Source organism: Acetobacter sicerae (assembly GCF_011516765.1).
Lineage (GTDB): Bacteria > Pseudomonadota > Alphaproteobacteria > Acetobacterales > Acetobacteraceae > Acetobacter > Acetobacter sicerae.
In genome coordinates this window covers 141,336-162,874 of the sequence record NZ_JAAABN010000002.1, presented here as the reverse complement: position 1 = coordinate 162,874, position 21,539 = coordinate 141,336, and the positions used below count along the sequence as shown (strand labels likewise).

Here is a 21,539-nt window from a genome sequence, read left to right as displayed (position 1 = left end):
AGTGGTTATTCGCCTGAACCGTAGCGTCGGTAGACAAAGGTCTCCGACGCCCGGCTGTCGGTTCCATTGATTTCCGACAGAGCCGCATCCACCACGCCACGATCAGAAGACCGGCGGCAGACAGGATCGGCAGCGTCTGCACGACCCGTCAGAGCAAGCGCCTGACAGCGACAGCCGCCCCAGTCGATCTCCTTGCGGTCACAGGACCGGCAGGGCTCCGGCATCCAGTCCACGCCACGGAACATCTGAAACAGCTTCGAGTTTTCCCAGATGTCCTTCAGGGAGGCTTCCCGCACCGTCGGGAACGCGACGCCCGGTATGGTCTCCGCCGCATGGCACGGCAGCACCCGACCTGATGGGGTAATGTTGAGAAAACGCTGCCCCCAGCCGCCCATGCAGGGCTTGGGCTCGTCGGCGTAATAATCCGGAGTCACGAAGTCGATGGCGAGGCGGGAACCGAACCGTTCGCGCGCCTCTGCAACAGCTTTTTCAGTCGCTTCGAGCTGATGGCGCGTGGGCAGCAGAGCCGCACGGTTTTTCAGGCCCCAGCCGTAATACTGCGTGTGAGCGATCTCAACGCGACGCGCGCCAAGTTCTTCCGCCATATCCAGCATGGCTGGCACGCGGTCGGCATTCAGACGATGAATGACGAAATTCAGGGTCAGCGGCATCCCGTCTTCCACGACCAGTCGGGCCGCTTCGATCTTGCGGGGCTGCGCGCCTTTCATGCCGCCGATGATCTCGGCCTGCTTCGGGTCGGCGTCCTGAAAGGAAAGCTGGACATGATCGAGCCCGGCATCCGCCAGTCGCGCCAGACTGTCACGGTCCATCAGGACGCCAGAGGTGATCAGGTTACTGTAGAGACCGGCCCTGGCGGCATGGCGCACAAGCTCAGGCAGATCCTTTCGCGCCATCGGCTCGCCACCGGAAAAATGGACCTGAAGGATGCCAAGGGCCGCGGCTTCATCGAGAACGCGGAGCCACTCTTCCGTGGAGAGTTCGTTGTTCTTCGGTTCCAGAGCCAGTGGATTGGAGCAGTAGGGGCATTGCAGCGGACAGCGATGCGTCAGTTCCGCCAGCAGGCTCATCGGTGGTGGAGCGGTCATGCCTTCCATATCAGCACCTGACGCTCGGCCAGCGAGGCGACCATGGCCAGAACATCGCCCGCGATCACCTCACGAGGGGCAGAAAACGCACCCGCCAGAGAGTTGATGATTGCTTCAAGAGAGGTCGCGCCATCCACCCGCCGCAGGATTTCCGCTGCGATGGGGTCAGCCAGAAAAGCACGCTCAGGAGCCTGAACGATCCACTGGTCACGTACCCTGTCATGCTGGAGCCGCGTGCCTCGGGCAAAGGCCGGAACAAGATCTTCTGACAGGGTGGGAGAGGGTGCTGTCATCATGCAGGCCGGAACGCGCCCGGCGGAATGTTGCCCGGCGTGACATAAGCGTAGTCCAGCGCGTCGAGCATGGACCACAGGACGCCACACTTGAATTTCAGGGCGTTGAGTACGGCATTCTGCTGTTCCACGGTCCGGGCATGCTCTTTCACATAGGCAAGCGCGAAATCGGAATCGCGGGGGGCCTGTGTCAGACGGGGCGTGAAGTAAGCCAGCGTTTCTTCTGTGATGAAGTCATAGTTCCGCAGCATCCCGGCGACCCGTTCCGAGATGATGGTCGGCGAGAACAGTTCCGTGAGAGAGGAGGCGATGGCTTCCAGAATGGTCTTTTCCCCGACGAAATGCACATAGGCATCCACAGCGAAATGGGTGCCGGGCAGCAGACCTTCAAGGGATTCCACATACTCACGGTTCAGACCCAGACCGTCCGTCAGACGCAGCCAGCGGGCAATGCCGCCTGTGTCCGGGGTGTCGCCGTCATGATCCTCGATACGACGTCGCCATTCACGGCGGAGTTCCGCCGTTGGCAGACGGGCCAACAGGGTAGCGTCCTTGGCCGGGATACGCGCCTGATAGTAGTAGCGGTTCAGAGCCCATGCCTGAACCTGCCCCCTGTTGAGTTTCCCGTCATGCAGCGCCCGATGGAACGGGTGCCGGTTGTGGTAACGCTCGGCGCCGATAGCGCGCAGCGCCGCTTCCAGTTCGTCGGGGGAGAGAGGGGCTACGCTCATAGGGTGATCCTCATGCCGTCATAAGACACTTCCCATCCGGCGGCTTCCGTCTCGGCGCGTTCGGAAGAGTCGGCCAGCAGGATGGGGTTGGAATTGTTGATGTGGATGAAAACTTTGCGCTGCACATTCAGGTCACGGAAGGCGGCGATCGTGCCGTCCGTGTCGTTGACCGACATATGGCCCATGCGCTTGCCGGTTTTTTCGCCCAGACCTGCTCTGACCATTTCATCGTCGACCCACAGCGTGCCGTCGAACAGCACGAGGTCCGCGCCTTTCAGACGTGCGCGAAGACGATCGTTCATGCAGGCGCAGCCCGGAATGAACAGGGCGCGATGCTTGCCATCGGTAATTTCCAGCCCGACGGTTTCACCGTTTTCAACGATTTCCGCCGGATTGGCGCCCTTTTCAGCGTAGAGCGGAACCTTTCCCGGCACTGCGAAGGCCGTCACGAAGATCCCGGCTGGGGTTCCGTCCGACTTTGTCAGCGCAATGGTCTCGTCGAGAGGGAATTCCTTGCGTGTCACGACGGAGCGGTTCACGGCCTCGAAAATCGGATTGGCGTCAAGCTGGTCGAGAACCTGCCGTGTCGCCAGAATTTCGAACGGCTGACGTTCACGCATGGTGAGGAGGCCGGTGATGGTGTCCACTTCCGCGCCGGTCAGAATGACCCCTGCGATCGGTGTGGAACGCAGGCCGGTCTTCGGATGAAGGGCTGGTGTCTGGTTGATCTGCTGACGTAGGTCGGGTGAGGCGTTAACCACGAACCATTCGTCACCATCACCACTGATGGCGATGGAAGCCTGAGTGCGGGCAGGGGCCAGGGGGTCGCCTGATCGGGCGCGTCGGCAGCCTTCCGCGTTTGAGTTCCACTGTGGGAAACCACCGCCGGCGGCGGCGCCGAGAACAATAAGGTCAATCATGAGACTGGTCTGTAAATGCAAAACGCCGCCAGCGCGAGGCGGGCGGCGTTTCTGGCTGTGGAAAACAAGATCCCGAAAAGGATCTTACTTCTTCTGGCCGCAAACGTAGCTGTTGATCTCAGCGCCCAAAGGCACTTCGGTGATCTTCGGTGTGTTCCATGCCATGACACGTCATCCTTATTCTGTGAGGCTGTGTCTCAGGACGATACTCTGCCTTGACGCTCTTCGCTACCGTTCTGTCGCATGGCAGACTTTGCTTCCAGACGTGACTGTGATCATCCAGAAAAAGTATGGTGATTTTCAATAACGTAATGATTTTTATATATAAAATAGATTTCCCGTCAGCATGTTCCGCTTTCCTTGGGAGTGCTCATGCGGGGCTTGTTCATGTTCCTCACGGGGTTGTGAATACATGAGCAGAGTGTGCTCTGCTCGCTGACCGATGAGCTTGGTTGGATCCCGTACTGGAATTTAATGGAGGCAGATTTTTCAGGCAGGTGGGAGGGGTATGAATTGAATCCAATTTAACTCTTTGAAATAAAACATGAATTTTCTTCGAAAATATTTTTCCATCTCGTTATTACAGGCTTGCACTGTGTATGGAGCTGCGCTAGAAGCCTCCCACCGCAACGCGGGCCGGTTTAGCTCAGTTGGTAGAGCACGTCATTCGTAATGATGGGGCCAGGGGTTCGAATCCTCTAACCGGCACCACTTAACCTTGCGGTTTCCCAATCAAAATCTGATTCTAAACAGCTTCCTGCAGTCGCTGGAAGTGGTTTTGTGTGTCTGTCCGTGATTCGGCATGGCTCCGCTCCCGTTGGTCTCGACTGACGAGGACGGACGTGTCTGGAATCGTGCTCTTCCCCTTGAGTGTTATCATCGAAACTAGATCGGCGTCGAAAACTCCTTACGAGCCATAGCGTTTGTTTCTTTCATGGCCCGGCAGCTTCTTGTCGGGGTGGGAGAAGACGGAATGCCTGTTGTGCCCACGCGATCCTTTCAGGACGGTATATCGGAATTTCGTAATGCTCTCCGGTTTGTCGAAAAAGAAGGGGATCTCGGAACTGCTGATAATGAAGAGCACTTTCCCTCCGTGTCGCTGCAAAAACTTGCAGAAATCGGAGCCCTCTCAGCCACTCTGCCTGTTGAAAATGGTGGGCTCGGTCTTGCGGACTCTCCGGCCGGAATGGTGGCGCTTTCGGAACTGCTGAGGCGGGCGGGGCGGCTCAGTCTCGCTTTGGGCCGATGTCTGGAAGGTCATATCAACGTCGTTCGTCTGGTGTCGCTGTATGGTTCTGCGCATCAACGTCAGCTTCTGGCTGAGTATCTGCGACAAGATACGCTGGCTGGAATTTGGGTAACAGATGGTGTCCCCGCCGTAACCCTTGTGCAGAACGGCAGTGAAATAAGACTTGCTGGACAGAAAGGTTTCGCCAGTGCTGTGCAGGCTGTCGGTCTGGCATTGATCACGGCCCGAACGGAACAGGAGGATACGGTCATGGTGCTCGTCCCGGTTGGGGAGAAAGCCCGTATGGGGCCGGGACCCGGCCATCTCACAGGCATGAGCGGCAGCGGGACCGGATCCTATGATTTTACGGGCGTTGTCGTTCCCGCGGACAACATCATTGGGAAACCGGGTGATTATCTGCGTCAGCCCGAGTTTTCAGCAGGCGCGTGGCGGGGATCGGCAGTTGCGCTGGGTGGGATGGATCATCTGGTCGGTCTTTTGCTGGAAGAGTTACGGGCGCGGGATCGTGCATCGAACCCACACCAGCAGGTGCGGATTGGCGAAGCGCTGATTCTTCGGGAAACAGCGTCGATGTGGGTGAGACGTGCGGCCATGGCGGCCTGCAACCCCCACGCTGAGACGGGGGAAACGGTCGCCCTTGTGAATCTTGCCCGCATCGCAGTCGAGCAGGCTGCGCTCGCATTGATCCCGCTGGTGCAACGCGGGCTGGGTGTGATGGCGTTCGTTAAAGGACGCCCTGTTGAACAGGTCATGCGGGATCTGGCGACTTATCTGCGCCAGCCAGCACCGGATGAAACTCTGACCGAGGCCGCAGGCTGGTTTACGGAGCATCCGTTCCCGGAGGACAGGACATGAAAGTCGCTGATTTCCTTGCGGACCTCGCCCGGCTGCCATTGCGGAATCTGGACGCGATCGCTCCCGGAACTTCTCTGGTCGTAGCGCCACATCCTGATGATGAAAGTCTGGGATGTGGCGGTTTCATAGCCGAAGCCGTCAGGCTGGGACGTCCGCCTGTCGTGGTCATTGCGTCAGATGGCGTTGGCTCCCATCCGAATTCACGTCGCTGGCCTGCCGATCGACTTCGGGATCTCAGAGAGAATGAAGCGCGAGACGCATTAAGCCTTCTGGGGCTTCCTCCTGACCGGGTCATCTTTCTCAGATTGCGTGATACGGCCGTCCCGACGACAGGGCCAGCGTTTGACGCTGTTGTGCAGACATTGGCCAACCTCTGTCAGACGCATGATTGCATCAATGTGCTCGTGCCATGGCGTCATGATCCTCATTGCGATCACGAGGCTGTTTCATTGATGGGCAAGGCGCTTGGGGCCATGTGTCCCGCTCTGAGAGTGCTCGCTTACCCGGTCTGGGGTCTTACACTCCCGCAGCAGACGCTGATTGATGAGAAGCCACCACATGGTTCACGTCTCGATATCAGCACTCATCTGGCGGTGAAGCGGGCGGCGATCAATGCGCACAGGAGTCAACGGGGACTGGTCATTGACGATGATCCGGAGGGTTTCGTTCTGCCGGAGGCGTTGCTGGAAAGGTTGCTGTGTCCCTACGAATGTTTCATCGCGTCATGACAAAAGAAACCTGGCAGCCGGATATCTTTGAGGCGCTGTTTCGCACCAATCCCGACCCATGGAATTTTGAAACCACTCCTTATGAGCGGAGAAAGCTGGACCATCTGCTATCCTGCATCCCGGAAGACCGCATCTGTTTCGCGGTGGAACTGGGCTGCGCGATAGGGGTCGGCACCCGCAGGCTCAGTGAGAGATGTGACCGTGTTCTGGCGGTGGATGCTTCTGCCACGGCTCTCGATCTGGCGCGAAAACGCTGTGCGGGAACTGGGAATGTCAATTTCATCAGGGCGTTTCTGCCGGATGGGTATCCCGCCTCACAGGCCGCTGGCTGTGACCTGATGATCGTGTCCGAACTGCTCTATTTTCTCGGCAAAGACGATATTCGACGACTGGCGGCATGCGCGACGGATAGTCTGGCGAAAGATGGCGTCCTGCTTCTGGTGAACTGGACAGGACAGACTGACACGCCCTGCACCGGTGATGAGGCTGCTGACTGTTTTATCCAGTCCTGTCATGAGCATTCATGGGAAGTCGATCACAGGGAGCGCTCTGGGACATATCGTCTTGAAAGACTGCGTTATACCGGGGCGTCAATGATGCAACCGGGTTATAGCGCCGATTGAGAAAGGCAAGCACGCGCTCTGCCCGGCGGTGGTGCCCGGGAAGTTCTGCACGCAGTATGGGAGACGGACTTTCATCGCTGTCGGCAAAAATTCTGGAAGTCTGTCCAACCTCATGTCGTGAAAGGTATTTCTTCACACGCAGCATGCGGGCGGAGACAGTTTCCAGAGCGTCGTCGATATAGTCATCCTGAGCGATGACCCGTCGGGCGAGTGTTTCCGCCATCCCGCCCCTGGCGCGACCAACGAAACGTGCCGAAACATAGACTTTCACGTCGGGAGCGTGCCGGACAGGAAAATTGCTGTCGCGGAGAGCATGGTAGAATGCACGGTCTTCACCGGTCGGGATCTCCGGAATGCCTCCAACGGCTTTCCAAGCGCTGTGTGTGACGGCAATGCTTGCGCCCGAATGTTCCGCGTGACGTGGCCATGGGTCATGCGGCTCGGGATTCATTTTCGCCGTGATCTGCTCAAGTAGCGCGCTGTAGGCCTGCTCCCTGTCGTCGTCCTGATGCAGATGGGCAGGGATTTTCAGAGCTTCATCGGGGAGAAGAAGCGCTCTTCCGAACACGGCGGCGACATTGAAGCGCGTGAAGGCCTCCAGTGTTTTCTGCATCCAGTCGGGCGCCACTTCAGCATCGGCGTCTGTGGTGAACAGGAGTGCGTCATCCGGTGCGCCAAGAGCCGCATGCCGCATGGCGTCGTGGCGGGCGCGTCCGGCATGAGCGGGGGCGGGAGGATAGGTGACAGTCACCACATTCAGGTCAAACGGCACGCTGGAAAGCAGGGAGAGCGCACGAGCACAGGTGTCGTCCTGAGTGTTGTTGACCCAGATGACGACCTTGTGGGGTTTAGGGCCGTTCTGCCGCGCCAGAGCCAGAAGGCAGGGAACGATATGGTCGGCTTCGTTGCAGGCGGGAATGGCGACGATACGCATTCTTTGAAAAAATGGATCACTCCTGTGAGGAGAGGCGAAAAAGGAAGGCTGAAGCATGTGGGCGTGATCCTTGCCGCCATCAAAGCGGTTATGATCAAGACGCGGCAACAGGGGTGAAGTTTGCGCCTTTCGTGTCCTGGGGCGGTAAATTCTTTTCGTACTGTGTTTGGTGAAAGCGTCTGTCGGGAAAATTCTGACCGGTTGAGGCCACCATTCGCGAGAGCCGGAAAGATCGGATTTCTGTTCGGAATGGCGGAGGGAAGAAAGGGCTTCTTTATGGAAAAGTCGTGTCTGTATATGTGTCAATAGATTTTTCGTGATCAAATATATGCATGATTAGGTATCTTTAATTGAAAAATTCAATATAAAAAGTGTATAATGCCTCCGCATACGATTGCTGTGGAATTGGATGTGACGGGTAAGGAGATTAAATGGAGAGTTTTGTCGCTCTTATTGCGGATGTCGGGATATTTGTTCTGGTTCCGTGGGTATTGTGGAGGCTTATTGGTAAAGTATTGCCAATAGTTGTTCTTCCTATACTTTTGGGTATGGGGATGGCTGTCCTGCATGTTCCAGTTACGGACATGGGTATTCCCTCCGCTATCGGCGATGAAATCGGCTGGGTAGCTGTTCTGGTTCTGGCGTTTACGGCAGGGCTGGAGATGTGGCAGCATCCCGGGGAAGACACGTCTCCCCACGCTATTCCCCAGACATCCGTAGGGCGACTGCTTGGCGGGGCAGCCGTTGCGCTGGGCGGCCCGCTCATTATCGGCTCGATCCTTGCTTATGAATTCTTTCTTCCGCTGAAAGGCTGGCATCCTCCCCATGCCACGCCTTGGGTAGCAGCCGTTTCAATCGGCCTCTGTATCGCAGTCAGCGCCTTGCCCGTTCTGATCGGGGTGGTGCGTGAACTCGATGCGTCTCAGCGCCCGCTTGGGCAACTGGCTCTCAAACTGGCCGTCGTTGACGATGCCGCGCTCTGGATTGGTCTGGCCATTCTTCAGTTCGCGGAGAAGGGAAGCGCCGCCCTGCATGGCTGGACCGGGCTGGAATTTCTGGCTGTCGGTCTGCTCGCGGGGCTGGCAGCCGCCGGATCGTGGGCTTCCCGCCATTTCAGACATCCCCCATCATGGGTCATCTGGGCGACGGTGCCGGTTTATCTGGCCGCCGGTTCATGGGCGAGTAAACAGCTTGGCCTGCATGAACTGATCGGAGCCTATTTTGCCGGTGCGATCATGCCGCCAAGCTGGGTTCGTCGTCTTCCTATCGAAGAGGTGGGGACCTTTGCTCTGATCTGGCTGGCGCCGCTGTTCTTTGGTCATAGTGGGCTGCATATCAACGGTGATGCGCTGACATGGCCGTCAGTCGTGGCTTCCTTCAGTCTTGTGGGGATTTCGATCGTCGCAAAAATCGCCTCGGTGTATGTGTTCCCGCCCGCTCCCAACCTGAGCCGGCGTCAGGCGCTGGCGATCGGTTCCCTGTTGCAGTGCAAGGGGCTGATGGAAATTGTGGCTGCGACCATCCTGCTTGGGCAGGGCATGATTTCAGAGTTTGCGTTTGCCTCGCTCATGATGCTGGCTGTGATTTCCACGATGCTGACGGGGCCCATGTTCAAACTGGTGGCGCCCCGTAGTGGGGCTGCGGCGAAAAGCTGATCCGTTTTCATTCGCTTTCTGTGCAGCCGGAGAGGAAATGGAAAGGTTTTCTATCCAGACTATCTCCGGAAAGGGCAGGCGGGCTTTGCAGGACTACGCCAGCACATAGCTGGAATTTGTTGCCGGTCTATCGGCCCCTGTCGGTTCACGCTAAGGTAGGCTGTCATGGCGTCGTCCTTACCTTCCCGGCTGTATCGCAGCGCACTGAATTTTACGCGCGGTAAACAGCTTCACAGCAGTCATGTTCAAGTCGTTGACGATCTGGTTGAATGCCCCTGTTGCGGCGAGTTTCAGCAACTGGAGGAGATTGCGCCCGGTACCGTCGCCCGATGTGTGCGCTGTGGTCAGTTGCTGGAACGACGCAACAAGGGAGGGCCGCTGGCCACTCCGCTGGCCTTCTGCATTGCATCGGCCGCTCTTTATCTGGCGACGCTCGCCTCTTCCCTGATGACGCTGAATCTCTACGGGCGGGAACGGTCCGTGGATCTGCTCACCGGACCAATGGAACTGCTCCATGAAGGCTGGGGCGAGGTCGGTATTCTCGTCGGTCTTGTGACCATCCTCGCTCCGGGCATCGTCATTGCGATGATGGGGATGATTCTGACGGCGGCCTTTTTTGAGGAATTGCCCGACTGGGCTCCCCATCTTCTGGCGTGGTACGAAAAGCTTCGCCCCTGGTCGATGATGGAAGTCTATATTCTCGGGATTTTCGTGGCCTATACCAAGCTGGTGGACATGGCGCATGTTGAGGTGGGCCCGGCAGCCTATCTCATCGCCGCCCTGATGATCAGTATGGCGGCCACGGATCAGACGCTCGATCAGGAACGGATCTGGCAGCGCCGTCGGGTTGAAGGAGTCATTCAGCTTCCTGACGGCAACGAAGTGGATGTCGATCGGGTCACCATGGCTGATCTTGGCGGACATATGCCTCCGCCGGAGCACATGCTGTCCTGCCATTCCTGCGGACTTGTCGGCGTGTTTCCAGAGCCGGTGCCCCAGACCCGGAGCGTCGGGCTGTGTCCGCGCTGTGGCCACAATCTCTGCAAGCGGAAAAACAACAGTCTGTCCCGCACCTCTGCGCTGGTGCTTTCAGCTTTCGTTTTCTATCTCCCGGCCAATCTTTTCCCCGTCATGACGGTCATCAAGGTTGGCAGCGGTGGGGGGCACACCATTATCGAAGGCGCGATCGAACTGTGGCAGGACGACATGATCCCGCTCTCCCTGCTGGTTCTGTTCGCCAGTGTTACAGTCCCGGTCGCCAAGATTCTCGGGCTGAGCTACATGATCGTCACGACGAAACTTCGCTCGACCAAAAAACTGATGTTCCGATCGAAGCTGTTCAGGATCATCGACATCATCGGTCGCTGGTCGATGATTGACGTTTTCATGATTTCCATTCTGGTTGCGGTCGTCCGCTTCAGTTCATTGGCTAATGTGGTGGCCAATGCCGGTGTGGTGTCGTTCGCAGCCGTTGTGGTGATCACCATTTTTGCAGCGCATTGCTTTGACCCACGTTTGATGTGGGATGTTGCGGGCCGTAATGGTCAGATTCCGGAGGATGATGTCCGTACCGGAAACGAATCGTCAGAATTTTCTGCGATACGAAGCCCTGAGGAACAGGACAAGATGGAGCCGGTAAAAGCGTGACTTCCGAGCAGAACAATTCTTCTTCCCAACAATCTGTCGGTAATGAAGAGCAGGGCGACAGCAGGCTGCCTGAGGCGACTGTCAGCAAGGCGCGCTTTTCCATCATCTGGATCATTCCGATCATATCGGTTCTGATCGCCGGTTTCCTGTTGTGGCGCAGTCTGTATAACCGCGGCCCGGAAATCCTGATCACGTTCGATACCGCAGATGGTCTGACCAGCGGACAGACGCAGGTGAAGAACAAGGCCGTGACGCTCGGCACGGTGTCGTCCATCACGCTGTCGAAAGACATGCATCACGTTGATGTCCGCGTGCAGATGAACTCCAGCGCCTCCGGACTTCTGACCGACAAATCCCGTTTCTGGGTTGTGCGTCCGCGCATCAATGGCGCCAGTGTCACCGGTCTGGAAACCCTGCTGTCAGGTGCGTACATCGCGTTTGACCCCGGCGCGTCAGGAGGGCAGCGCTCGACCGAATTCAGGGGGCTTGAGTCACCGCCGGGCATCCAGTCTGATCAGCCCGGCCGGACCTATACGCTTGTCGCGCCGGCCATAGGCTCGATCGGTCCCGGCGCGCCTGTCTTCTTCCGCGATGTCGATGTGGGTGAAGTGTTGGGATACACGCTGCCGCCGGGTGGCGTGGGACCGGTGATGATCCAGTTCTTCGTCAAGGAGCCGTATGATCATTACCTTCATACCAACACGCGTTTCTGGAATGTGTCGGGTGTGAAGGTCGGCTTCGGAGCAGGCGGTCTGAAGGTGCAGATGCAGTCCATTCAGGCTCTCTTTTCCGGTGGTATCGCGTTCTCACTGAACCGCACCAGCAATGATGACGAGGCGACGGAAGCGCCGGCCAATACCATTTTCCAGCTCTATGATGACAAGGAAAGCGCGGACAACGCCGGTTATCATGAGCGTGTTCCGGTCGCGACGTATCTGTCGTCTTCTGTCTCCGGTCTGACTGTCGGAAGTCCGGTTTCGATGTTCGGTATTCAGGTCGGTTCCGTGACGGATGTAAAACTGCAGATTGATCAGACGACAGGTCATGCACGTGTGCGTGTCGCCATGGATATTCAGCCTGAGCGCGTCCTGTCGCCGGAACAGATCCACAGCGACACCATGGTGAGCACCCTGCAGGCTCTGGTGGCGAACGGCATGCGCGCCTCCGCTGCGAGCGTCAGTATGCTGACGGGTGAAACCAACGTCTCCCTGGATTTCGTCAAGGCCGCCAAGGACGTCAAAACCTATATGGAGGGCAACACGCTAATCCTCCCAAGTCAGGCTGGTGGCATCAGCGGGATCATGCAGTCGCTGTCCACAGTGTCTGACAAGCTGGCCGCCATGCCGCTGGACAAGATTGGTGACAATGCGAACAATCTGCTCGCGCACGCCGATCAGCGTATCAACAGCCCTGAGGTCAAGCAGGCTCTCGTAAATCTGCGGGATTCCCTGAACAGCCTGCATCATCTTGCCGACAACGCCGACAAGGGCTTGCAGCCTCTGATGAAGCGTCTGCCGGAAATGAGCGAACAGCTTGATAGTACTCTGAAAAACGCCAACAAACTGCTGGCCAGTTATGGCGGCGACACAGACTTCCATCGCAGCCTGCAAAGCATGGTCGTGCAGCTTGGTGAAACAGCGCGCTCACTGCGTTTCATGACCAACTTCCTGGCCAACCATCCTTCCTCGATTGTCACGGGACGCTGATCCATGGAAAAGAAAAATCATCTCGCCTCCACTGGGTCTTTCTCTCGTGCGGTATTCGGGGGCGTGCTTCTTGCCGTCACCAGTGTGACGCTGACCGCCTGCAGTTCGTCAGATCCGGCGCTCTATACGCTTCAGCCCGTGACATCGGCAGTGCCAGCAGTTTCATCGTTCTCAGGACTGACCGCTCCGACACTGGTTGAAATCCGCAAGCCGACAATTCCGGAAACACTGGACCGGGATCGCGTCGTCCTGAGCGCCAGCAGCTATAAACTGGATGTTGCAAAATCTGATGCGTGGAGCGCGCCTCTTTCGGATCAGATTCCCCATGTGCTGGCAAACGATCTGCGTCATCGTCTGCCTGGTACAAGCTTTTTCGTGCAGGATGATGCGACATCAACAGACCCACAGGCATTTGTTGAACTGGTCGTGACGCGTTTCTCACGGGATGCTTCCGGAAACGCCGTCATGGATGCGCAGGTCTCAGTGCATCGTGCTGAGAGTGATGCGCCAAAGACCAACAGGTCCATCCACCTTTCAATGCCGGCAGAAGCGGGCACGGAAGGACTGGTTAGAGCCTTGAGCACATTGATGGGACAGGCGGCAGATCAGATCGCCGGAGATATCCGCACACTTCCTCCTGCTCCAAAACAATAATTCCGGAGAAGACAGCACTCTCCTTCTTTGCCGGTCTGGAATTTCCAGCATTTATAGGCAGGCATTGTCCTGCCTGATGTTTGTGCAGGAAGTTCTAACCCGCCGGAAGTGCTGTTTTAGTGTCTGACTGCAAAAGCAGTTTGACTAATTCTCTGCCCATAAGCGGAGCAATCAATACCCATTCCGCATCGCGCAGGTCTCTTGCATACTCAGGGTTATCCCGGCGGGCGATACTCGGCGCGGGTGATTTCAGTCCAGACCATCTCGATCTCATCAGGTTGTCGCAAACTCATGAATCACAACCTGCTGAAATCACTGAGTTCCTGTTCAGTAACACCGCGAAGGAAAGTCCAGTGACCCTCAGTTCTTGTCCTTCTGGATAAAGCTGGGAAGGAACGGGTTATCCGTCTGCATGGATCCCTTGCTCGGCAGGGAAGACGCATCCCAGCCACCGCCCAGCGCTTCGATCAGGCTCACGGAATCCACCATGCGGCTTTGCTGGATCGACAGCACCGTTTCCGCATTGGACAGGGCAGTGACCTGCGCCGTGATGACGGTGGTGTAAATCTCCGTGCCAGCCAGATACTGATTCATCGCAACAGTGGCGGCCTTGTTGGCGGCGTCCAGAGCAATCGCCTGCTGGGTTGCCTGTTCTGACAGAATACGCAGGTTGGAAAGCTGATCTTCCGTGCCCTGCAACGCCGTCAGGACCGTCTGACGATAGGCGGCGGTATAGCTGTCATAATTCGCGTTGGCTTCGTGAACGGCGGCCGTGCGAGCGCCACCTTCAAAAATGGTTTCCGTCGCCGCGGCGCCCAGCGACCAGATCCGGTTGGCCACCTGTACAAGCGCGCCAACCGGATCACCGCTGTAGGAGTAGGAAGCCGTCAGCTTCACATCCGGATAGAAGGCGGCGATCGCAGCGCCAATCTGGGCGTTGTATTCCTCCATCCGGCGTTCCGCTGCGGCGATGTCGGGACGACGTTGCAGCAGATCGGCAGGTACCGAAACCGGAATGGCAGGGACGGTATCTGGCAGGCGACCGGGTGCTATGGTCAGATCAGCAGGAGCTGCGCCCATCAGCACGGCGATGGCGTGTTCATATTGCGCCCGGGCGATCCCGGCCTGCACTTCCTGAGCGCGGGTCTGCTCAAGCTGCGTGCGGGCCTGAAGCAGCGCCGTCGGTTCGGCAACGCCCGCGTTATACTGGTTCAGCGTGATCTGGTAGGAATGTTCGTAAAACTGAACGGTCCTGTGCAGAAGATCTTTCAGACTGTCCTGATAACGCAGGTTGAAATAGGCCGTCGCAAGCTGCGCCTGATAGGACAGTTTGGCGTTCGCAAGATCGGCGGCGCTGGCCTGTGCTTCCGTCACCTGCGCCTGAATCTGACGACGGATCGCGCCCCACAGGTCCAGATCCCAGCTCGCCGTCGGACCCATGCCATAGGTGGTTTCTGTCGAATTGGACGGCGTGTAGGTGGTGGTGGAATCCCCCGTGCCGTAATTGACCAGCACGCCCGAAGACGCGTTACGGGAGCCGCGCCCGGTGCTGTTGCGGTTGAAGCTCAGCGAGCCGCTCAGGGTCGGGTAAAGCTGCGCCCGAATGGCGTTGATCGCGGCGCGGGCGTTGCGATACCGCGCTTCATACTGGACGACATTCTGGTTGTTGATTTCGACTTTCTCTTCCAGCCCGTTCAGGATGGGATCGTTATAGATTTCCCACCACCTGCCTTTGGGAGCCGCCGCCAGCGCAGGATTGGCGTATTGCCAGCCCTCGGCGGGCTTCAACTCCTTGAACCTGGGAGAGATGATGGCCGTGGGGCGCTTGTAATCCGGGCCGACCATGCAGCCGGACAGCAGGAACGGCGCCAGCAGAAGGGCGATACGACGGCGGGAGGGGCGGGTGTGGGTCTTCATTCCGCGTCAGGCGTCCTGAGGGTTGGCGTGGGGGGACAGGCGATTACGGCGGCGTTTGTTAAACCGTAGCGCGAGGCGATCCAGCGTCAGATAGACAACCGGGGTTGTGTAGAGGGTCAGGGCCTGACTGACCAGCAGACCGCCTACGATGGCGATGCCCAGCGGGCGGCGCATCTCCGCGCCATACCCGTTGCCATACACCAGCGGCAGGGCGCCGAGGGCGGCGGCCAGTGAAGTCATGATGATGGGGCGGAAGCGGAGAAGACAGGCGGTGCGGATGGCCTCGAACGGCGGAATATTGTTTTCCCGTTCGGCGGTGATCGCAAAATCCACCAGCATGATAGCGTTCTTCTTGACGATGCCGATCAGCAGGATCACGCCGATCATGGCGATCAGCGAAAAGTCCTCGCCGAACAGTTCGAGCGCCAGCAGCGCGCCGACACCGGCAGAGGGCAGGGTGGAGAGAATGGTCAGCGGGTGCACATAGCTTTCATAGAGAATGCCCAGAACGACATAAACCGCGACAAGGGCGGCAAGGATCAGGATCGGCTCGTCATTGACCGATTTCTGGAACTGTGCCGCATTACCCGCAAAACTGCCGTGGATGGTGGCCGGCATGTGCAGAGCCACCGTCTCATCCTGAATGATCTGCACGGCGCGACTGAGAGCCACGCCTTTCGCCAGATTGAAGGAGATGGTGGAAGCTACGGACTGACCTTCATGATTGACGGAAACCGGTGTCCGCGACGGTGTGATGTCGGTGATGAAAGTCAGCGGCACCATGGAGGCGCGTCCGGTTGACACGGCCGAGCCAGTGGAGGCCGAAGCGCCGCCCGCCAGCGTGTTGGCGATCTGGTTCTTGAAGTTCTGACTGCTGATGCTCGCCTGCGTGCTGCTGCTCGTGCTGGCCTCACTCGTGCTCGTTCTGACGCGGATGGTGTTGGATGCGGTTCCACCGGCGGCTGTGCCACCCGTTGTGGCGACCCAGACCTGCCGGATGGTGTTCGGATCGCTCCAGAACTCCTTCGACGCCTCCATGACGACACGATACTGGTTCAGCGTGTTGTAGATGACGGAGGCGGAGCGCTGCCCGAATGCGTCATAGATCGTGTTGGCGATCAGCTGTGGCGTGATCTGGAAACGCGCCGAGGTGTCACGGTCTATCTTGGCGACGATAGCCGAACCGCCCTGCTGCACATCGCTGGAAAGATCGAGGATTTCCGGATGTTTACGTAGTTCCGCCATCAGCTTGGGGGCCCAGCTATAAAGCTCGGTCGCTGAATCACCCTGCAATGTGTACTGGTAGGACGCATTGCCCTGCCGCGCCCCGGCCCGCACGCCGCCGGGCTCCATCAGGAAGAACTGCGCGCCGACAAGGTCATGCAGCCGCCCCGCAATCCGCAGCATCAGGTTGGGAGCCGGTCCGCGCTCGCTCTTGTCCTTGAGTTGCAGGAACAGGCTGGCCTGATTGGAGGAGCCGCGTCCGCCAAGGAACCCGGCAATGCTGGCCACTTCCTTTTCCTGAAGGACAGCCTTCTCGACCGTGTCGATTTTCTGCGTCATGGCCGTGAAGGAAATCGACTGGTCACCCATCAGATGGCCCATCAGCATGCCCGTGTCTTCCGTGGGGAAGAAGCCTTTCGGCATCGCCAGAAATACAGCCACCATCAGAATGATGGTCGCGGGAAGACTGAGCAGGACAAGCCGGTTGTGCCGCAATGCGACGTCGAGCGTGCGGGCATACCCCTTTTCCACAGCGGTAATGGCCGAGCCGAAAAGTGCTCCCAGTCTCGCCGTGCTTCTGTGCCACCAGTTCGGGGAGGCGGCGTTGCTGTCTGTGTGGTTGTGCGGACGGAGGATGCGTGACGCCAGCATCGGGGTGAGAGACAGGGACAGAAGCATGGAAATGACAATGGTGATGGACACCGTCATCGCCAGTTCATGGAACAGACGCCCGGCCAGCCCACCGAGCAGCAGGATCGGCAGAAACACCGCGACCAGCGAGACGGTGATCGAGATGACCGTGAAAGCCACTTCTTCCGCGCCCCTGAGCGCCGCTTCTCTTGGCGGCACACCTTCTTCGATGTGGCGGGCGATGTTCTCAAGCACGACAATCGCATCATCGACCACAAAACCGGTCGAGACCGTCAGGGCCATCAGCGACATGTTGTCGAGCGAATAGCCCAGCAGACGCATGACCCCGAAGGTCGCGATGATCGAGGTTGGCACCACAATGGCCGGGATCAGGGTCATCCGCAGCGAACGCAGGAACGCCAGCGTCACCAGCACAACAAGAATGACGCCGATGACCAGAGTGGCCTGGGTATCCTCCAGCGAGGCGCGAATGGTCAGCGACCGGTCCAGCGCCAGATGCAGCGACACGTCCTGAGGCAGAGCGGTGCGCAGGGCCGGGAGCATGGCCTTGATCTGGTCGATCGTGTGAATGACGTTGGCCCCGGCCTGCGGAAATACGATCCCGATCACGGCCCGCTGCTGGTTGAAGAAACCGGCGTTACGGATGTCTTCCACGCCATCGCTGATGACCGCAACATCAGAGAGACGCACCGGCCTGTTGGTGCGATAGGCGATGATCAGATCACGATAGGCCTGCGCCGAGCGGGCCTGATCGTTGGTGTCGAGCGTGAAACGCAGGCCGTTCTGGTCGATAATCCCCTTGGGAGTATGGGCGTTGGCCGAAGCGAGGGCCGCGCGAACGTCTTCAAAGCCGATGCCATACTGGAACAGCTTCAGCGGATTCATCTCGACGCGCACGGCGGGAAGGGCGCTGCCCGCAACCTGCACCATGCCGACGCCACGCACCTGCGAGAGATGCTGCTGGAGCACATTGCTCGCGAGGTCATACAGCACGGCGGCGGTACGGGTCGGGGATGTCAGGGCGAGAACAAGAACCGGCGCGCCATTGGGGTTGGCCTTGCTGTAGCTCGGGTTCTGCCGCAGCGAAGACGGCATGTCCGCACGGGCCGCCTGCAGGGCCGCCTCCACATCACGCGCCGCGCCGTTGATATCGCGGGTCAGCTCGAACTGGAGCATGATCCGGACCTGATTCTGCGTCGATTGCGACGTCATTTCAGTCAGACCGGCAATCTGCCCGAGATGACGTTCCAGAGGAGCCGCCACCGAACTGGCCACTTCCTCCGGCGAGCCGCCCGCCTGCTGTCCCTGCACCATGATGACGGGAAAATCGACATTCGGCAGGTCGGAAACCGGCAGCTTGAGATAACCGAGGATGCCGCCAATCAGCAGCGCCACCGTCAGAAGGGTGGTGGCGACCGGCCTTTCAATGAACAGACGGCATGGACTCATGCCGGATCAGCCCTGCTCACCAGCAGGCCGGGTTCCGTGCGGCTCATGCGCATTGCTGAAACGGCGGTTCCATTTCTGCGCCATCGTATCGAGCGCGAGGTAAATGACCGGCGTGGTGAACAGCGTCAGAAGCTGGGACACGGCGAGACCGCCGACAATAGCGAGACCCAGCGGACGACGCAGCTCGGAGCCCGTGCCGGAGGAAATCACCATCGGCAGCGCGCCGAGCATGGCGGCCAGCGTCGTCATCAGAATGGGACGGAAACGCAGGGTCGCGGCCTGCCGGATCGACTGGAGCGAGGACATGCCATGCTCACGCTCCGCTTCCAGCGCGAAGTCGATCATCATGATGGCGTTCTTCTTGACGATACCGATCAGCAGCACGAGGCCGATGATTCCCATCACATCCAGTCCCGCGCCGGAAATCCGGAGCATCAGCAGCGCGCCGATACCGGCGGAGGGCAGGGTGGACAGGATCGTGACCGGGTGCACGAAACTCTCATAGAGAATGCCGAGCACGATATAGACCGCGATCAGCGCCGCCGCGACAAGGAACAGCTCATTGCTCAGAGAGCCCTGAAACGCAGCCGCCGTTCCCTGAAAGGAAGTCTGGAAAGCCGCAGGGAGTTTAAGCTGCTTTTCGACACGCCGGATCGCGTCCGTCGCCTGTCCGAGCGCATAGCCTTCCGACACGTTGAAGGAGATTGTCGTGGCCGGGAACTGACCGAAATGCGTGATCAGCAGGGGGGCCGTCTCACGCGTGATGGTCGTGACAGTGGCCATCGGCACAAGGCCGGACGTTGGAGAACGGGTCGGGCCGGAGGTGCTCTCGCCTGAGTTGCCGGAGATGCCGGGCAGGTAAAGCTGGTCGAGCGAGGCAAGGTTTTTCTGGAAAGCCGGATCAGCTTCCAGAATCACGCGATACTGGTTCGACTGTGTGTAGATGGTCGAGATCTGCCGCTGACCAAATGAGTCATACAGCACATTGTCGATGGTCTGCGGCGTGATCGAATAACGCGCGCCAGTGGAGCGATCCAGCGTCACACGGGCGACCAGCCCTTCCGCCTGAAGGTCCGAGGTCACGTCTGACAGGGACGGTTCCTGCCGCAACGCATCAACCAGCTTCGGCACCCATGTCTTGAATTCGTTGTAGTCCGGGTTTTCCAGCAGGAACTGGTACTGCGTGGCGGCGACGGTCGTGTCGAGCGACAGATCCTGCACGGGCTGAAGATAGAGGCTGATGCCCGCGATGTTCGCGGTTTCCTCACCCAGCCGCGCGGCCACTTCCTGAGCGGAGCCGCTGCGTTCGTCATGCGGCTTGAGGTTGATCAGGAAACGGCCCTGATTGAGTGTCGAGTTCTGTCCGTCCACACCCACAAAGGAGGACAGGGAGACCACATCGGGATCTTGCAGAATGACCTTGGCCAGTTCCTGCTGATGGGTTTTCATCGCATCGAACGATGTGGCCTGAGCAGCGACGGAAATACCCTGAATGACGCCGGTATCCTGCACCGGGAAGAAGCCCTTGGGGATTTCCCAGGCCAGAAAGCCGGTCAGCAGCAGGGTCGCGCCAAAGACCAGAAGCGTGGTGCCCGAGTGCGCCAGCACGACATCCAGCGCCCGGTCATAGGCCGCGATGAGACGGTTGGTCGCGACTTCCATGCGGGCGGACCACCGCTGAAACCATGTTTTGGCGTCTTCCACCGCGTGAGGGCGCTCGCTCAGCAGCCGGGCGCACATCATCGGCACGAGCGTCAGGGAGACAACCGCGGACAGGATGATGGTGATGGCCAGCGTCAGCGCGAATTCGTGGAACAGACGGCCGATCACGTCGCCCATGAACAGCAGCGGGATCAGCACCGCGATCAGCGAGATGGTCAGCGAGATGATGGTGAAGCCAATCTCGCCCGCGCCCTTCAGGGCAGCGGTCATCCGGTCATCACCCTGCTCGATGTAGCGGGAGATGTTCTCGATCATGACGATGGCGTCGTCCACGACAAAGCCGGTGGCGATGGTCAGCGACATGAGCGAGAGATTGTCGAGCGAGAAGCCCAGAAGATCCATGACGGCGAAGGTGCCGACAATGGAAAGCGGAACCGAAAGGCTCGGGATGATTGTCGCGGGAACGTTGCGCAGGAACACGAAGATCACCGCGACGACCAGCGCCAGCGCCAGAAACAGCTCGAACTCCACATCCGCGACAGAGGCGCGGATGGTGGTGGTGCGGTCTGTCAGGGGAACAATGTCGATCCCCGGTGGCATGGATTCCTGAAGCCTCGGCAGGATCGCCTTGATGTTGTCCACCACCGCGATCACGTTAGCGCCGGGCTGACGCTGCACGCTCAGTATAAGGCCGGGAGTCGTGTTGGCCCAGGCGGCGAGCTGGGTGTTTTCCGCGCCGACGACAACCGTGGCGACATCCTTCAGCCGGATCGGTCCGTTGTTCTGATAGGCGATGACCTGATTCAGAAGCTGCGTCGCGCTGGCGATCTGCCCATCCACACGCAGTGTCGAGGCGCGCTGCGCGCCGTCGAACGTGCCGGTCGGGGAGTTGACGTTCACATTGCCGATCGTGGTCCGTAGCGTGTCGAGATCAAGGCCGTAGGATGTCAGCTTGGGAATGTTGACGCGCACCCGGATCGCCTTGCGATTGCCGCCCGACAGGGAGACGAGACCGACACCGGAAATCTGGCTGATCTTCTGCTCAAGCCGGGTATCCACATAGTCTTCGACTTCAGGCAGCGGGATCGTTTTCGAGGTGATCCCGAGCGTCAGGACGGGAGTGTCGGCAGGGTTGACCTTGGCGTAGGTCGGCGGCGCGGGCAGATCGGTCGGCAGCAGCGAGTTGGCCTGATTGATCGCTGCCTGCACTTCCTGTTCGGCCACATCCATCGACATGCTCAGCCCGAAGCGGAGCGTGACGACCGACGCGCCGCCAGAGGAGCGGGAAGTCATCTGGTCCAGTCCCGGCATCTGCCCGAACTGGGTTTCCAGCGGCGCTGTGACGGAAGTGGCCATCACGTCCGGACCCGCGCCCGGATAGAAGGTCTGCACCGTGATGGTCGGATATTCGACTTCCGGCAGCGCCGACACGGGCAGGAAGTGATAACCCAGAAGACCGGCGATCAGGATCGCCACCATCAGCAGGGTGGTGGCGACAGGCCGTTCGATGAAGATGCGTGAGGGATTCACGGTCT

General features: G+C 59.0%; 15 protein-coding genes, 1 tRNA gene and 2 pseudogenes. 8 read left to right on the top strand and 10 right to left on the bottom strand.

The genetic code is table 11. From position 1 onward, the window contains the following. Positions 1-5: 5 nt before the first annotated feature. From pqqE to pqqA, 5 genes are all read right to left on the bottom strand, one after another. On the bottom strand, positions 6-1,106 hold the full coding sequence (pqqE, locus tag GVI59_RS03290; protein WP_242012939.1) for a pyrroloquinoline quinone biosynthesis protein PqqE: 1,101 nt from the start codon (positions 1,104-1,106) through the stop codon (positions 6-8). Beyond that, positions 1,103-1,399, bottom strand: a complete 297-nt coding sequence (gene pqqD / locus GVI59_RS03285) for a pyrroloquinoline quinone biosynthesis peptide chaperone PqqD (RefSeq protein WP_408736597.1) — start codon at positions 1,397-1,399, stop codon at positions 1,103-1,105. Before pqqD ends, pqqE begins: the two co-directional genes overlap by 4 nt. Beyond that, positions 1,399-2,130, bottom strand: a complete 732-nt coding sequence (gene pqqC, locus GVI59_RS03280) for a pyrroloquinoline-quinone synthase PqqC (RefSeq protein WP_173572878.1) — start codon at positions 2,128-2,130, stop codon at positions 1,399-1,401. Before pqqC ends, pqqD begins: the two co-directional genes overlap by 1 nt. After that, on the bottom strand, positions 2,127-3,050 hold the full coding sequence (gene pqqB, locus GVI59_RS03275; protein ID WP_173572877.1) for a pyrroloquinoline quinone biosynthesis protein PqqB: 924 nt from the start codon (positions 3,048-3,050) through the stop codon (positions 2,127-2,129). The genes pqqC and pqqB overlap by 4 nt, the downstream gene beginning before the upstream one ends. A gap of 84 nt (positions 3,051-3,134) precedes the next feature. After that, complete coding sequence (pqqA, locus tag GVI59_RS03270; protein ID WP_010666882.1) at positions 3,135-3,215, bottom strand: pyrroloquinoline quinone precursor peptide PqqA; 81 nt, start codon at positions 3,213-3,215, stop codon at positions 3,135-3,137. A 470-nt stretch (positions 3,216-3,685) separates the two neighbouring features. Here pqqA and GVI59_RS03265 point away from each other — a divergent pair. From GVI59_RS03265 to GVI59_RS18970, 4 genes and pseudogenes are all read left to right on the top strand, one after another. Beyond that, positions 3,686-3,761 (top strand) — tRNA-Thr (locus tag GVI59_RS03265). 262 nt (positions 3,762-4,023) lie between these two features. After that, on the top strand, positions 4,024-5,154 hold the full coding sequence (locus tag GVI59_RS03260; protein ID WP_173573050.1) for an acyl-CoA dehydrogenase family protein: 1,131 nt from the start codon (positions 4,024-4,026) through the stop codon (positions 5,152-5,154). Then, complete coding sequence (locus GVI59_RS03255; protein ID WP_173572876.1) at positions 5,151-5,882, top strand: PIG-L deacetylase family protein; 732 nt, start codon at positions 5,151-5,153, stop codon at positions 5,880-5,882. Before GVI59_RS03260 ends, GVI59_RS03255 begins: the two co-directional genes overlap by 4 nt. Continuing rightward, positions 5,864-6,307: pseudogene (locus tag GVI59_RS18970) on the top strand (SAM-dependent methyltransferase); the annotation flags it as partial. The gene GVI59_RS03255 and the pseudogene GVI59_RS18970, both read left to right, overlap by 19 nt. Before the next feature lie 73 nt (positions 6,308-6,380). On the opposite strand, the gene GVI59_RS03245 reads toward GVI59_RS18970, so the two are convergent. After that, a complete protein-coding gene (locus GVI59_RS03245; RefSeq protein ID WP_242012917.1) occupies positions 6,381-7,496 on the bottom strand; it encodes a glycosyltransferase in 1,116 nt (371 codons plus the stop codon). 374 nt (positions 7,497-7,870) lie between these two features. On the opposite strand from GVI59_RS03245, the gene GVI59_RS03240 reads away from it, so the two are divergent. The 4 genes from GVI59_RS03240 (at position 7,871) to GVI59_RS03225 (ending at position 13,101) form a co-directional block, all read left to right on the top strand. Further along, positions 7,871-9,094, top strand: coding sequence for a cation:proton antiporter (locus tag GVI59_RS03240; RefSeq protein WP_173572874.1), 1,224 nt, complete (start codon positions 7,871-7,873; stop codon positions 9,092-9,094). A 165-nt stretch (positions 9,095-9,259) separates the two neighbouring features. After that, positions 9,260-10,741 carry a paraquat-inducible protein A gene (locus GVI59_RS03235; RefSeq protein WP_173572873.1) on the top strand — a complete coding sequence of 494 codons (1,482 nt, stop codon included), beginning with the start codon at positions 9,260-9,262 and terminating at the stop codon, positions 10,739-10,741. Continuing rightward, complete coding sequence (locus GVI59_RS03230; RefSeq protein ID WP_338422055.1) at positions 10,738-12,447, top strand: PqiB family protein; 1,710 nt, start codon at positions 10,738-10,740, stop codon at positions 12,445-12,447. Before GVI59_RS03235 ends, GVI59_RS03230 begins: the two co-directional genes overlap by 4 nt. Positions 12,448-12,450: 3 nt before the next feature. After that, a complete protein-coding gene (locus GVI59_RS03225) occupies positions 12,451-13,101 on the top strand; it encodes a PqiC family protein (RefSeq protein WP_173572872.1) in 651 nt (216 codons plus the stop codon). A gap of 157 nt (positions 13,102-13,258) precedes the next feature. Here GVI59_RS03225 and GVI59_RS03220 read toward each other — a convergent pair. The 4 genes and pseudogenes from GVI59_RS03220 to GVI59_RS03205 all read right to left on the bottom strand — a co-directional run. Further along, positions 13,259-13,364, bottom strand: a pseudogene (locus GVI59_RS03220) (IS5/IS1182 family transposase); the annotation flags it as partial. 97 nt (positions 13,365-13,461) lie between these two features. After that, the gene (locus GVI59_RS03215) at positions 13,462-15,018 is read right to left on the bottom strand and encodes an efflux transporter outer membrane subunit (protein ID WP_173572871.1); all 1,557 of its coding nucleotides are present in this window, start codon (positions 15,016-15,018) and stop codon (positions 13,462-13,464) included. A gap of 6 nt (positions 15,019-15,024) precedes the next feature. Next, complete coding sequence (locus GVI59_RS03210) at positions 15,025-18,342, bottom strand: efflux RND transporter permease subunit (RefSeq protein ID WP_173572870.1); 3,318 nt, start codon at positions 18,340-18,342, stop codon at positions 15,025-15,027. Positions 18,343-18,348: 6 nt separating this feature from the next. Further along, positions 18,349-21,534 carry an efflux RND transporter permease subunit gene (locus GVI59_RS03205; RefSeq protein WP_173572869.1) on the bottom strand — a complete coding sequence of 1,062 codons (3,186 nt, stop codon included), beginning with the start codon at positions 21,532-21,534 and terminating at the stop codon, positions 18,349-18,351. Between the last annotated feature and the right edge of the window lie 5 nt (positions 21,535-21,539).

What these genes read in the sequence shown, in the direction of transcription:
- pqqE (WP_242012939.1), bottom strand. Translation starts at nt 1,106, where the DNA reads ATGACCGCTCCACCACCGATGAGCCTGCTGGCGGAACTGACGCATCGC.
- pqqD (WP_408736597.1), bottom strand. Translation starts at nt 1,399, where the DNA reads ATGACAGCACCCTCTCCCACCCTGTCAGAAGATCTTGTTCCGGCCTTT.
- pqqC (WP_173572878.1), bottom strand. Translation starts at nt 2,130, where the DNA reads ATGAGCGTAGCCCCTCTCTCCCCCGACGAACTGGAAGCGGCGCTGCGC.
- pqqB (WP_173572877.1), bottom strand. Translation starts at nt 3,050, where the DNA reads ATGATTGACCTTATTGTTCTCGGCGCCGCCGCCGGCGGTGGTTTCCCA.
- pqqA (WP_010666882.1), bottom strand. Translation starts at nt 3,215, where the DNA reads ATGGCATGGAACACACCGAAGATCACCGAAGTGCCTTTGGGCGCTGAG.
- GVI59_RS03260 (WP_173573050.1), top strand. Translation starts at nt 4,024, where the DNA reads ATGCCTGTTGTGCCCACGCGATCCTTTCAGGACGGTATATCGGAATTT.
- GVI59_RS03255 (WP_173572876.1), top strand. Translation starts at nt 5,151, where the DNA reads ATGAAAGTCGCTGATTTCCTTGCGGACCTCGCCCGGCTGCCATTGCGG.
- GVI59_RS03245 (WP_242012917.1), bottom strand. Translation starts at nt 7,496, where the DNA reads ATGCTTCAGCCTTCCTTTTTCGCCTCTCCTCACAGGAGTGATCCATTT.
- GVI59_RS03240 (WP_173572874.1), top strand. Translation starts at nt 7,871, where the DNA reads ATGGAGAGTTTTGTCGCTCTTATTGCGGATGTCGGGATATTTGTTCTG.
- GVI59_RS03235 (WP_173572873.1), top strand. Translation starts at nt 9,260, where the DNA reads ATGGCGTCGTCCTTACCTTCCCGGCTGTATCGCAGCGCACTGAATTTT.
- GVI59_RS03225 (WP_173572872.1), top strand. Translation starts at nt 12,451, where the DNA reads ATGGAAAAGAAAAATCATCTCGCCTCCACTGGGTCTTTCTCTCGTGCG.
- GVI59_RS03215 (WP_173572871.1), bottom strand. Translation starts at nt 15,018, where the DNA reads ATGAAGACCCACACCCGCCCCTCCCGCCGTCGTATCGCCCTTCTGCTG.
- GVI59_RS03210 (WP_173572870.1), bottom strand. Translation starts at nt 18,342, where the DNA reads ATGAGTCCATGCCGTCTGTTCATTGAAAGGCCGGTCGCCACCACCCTT.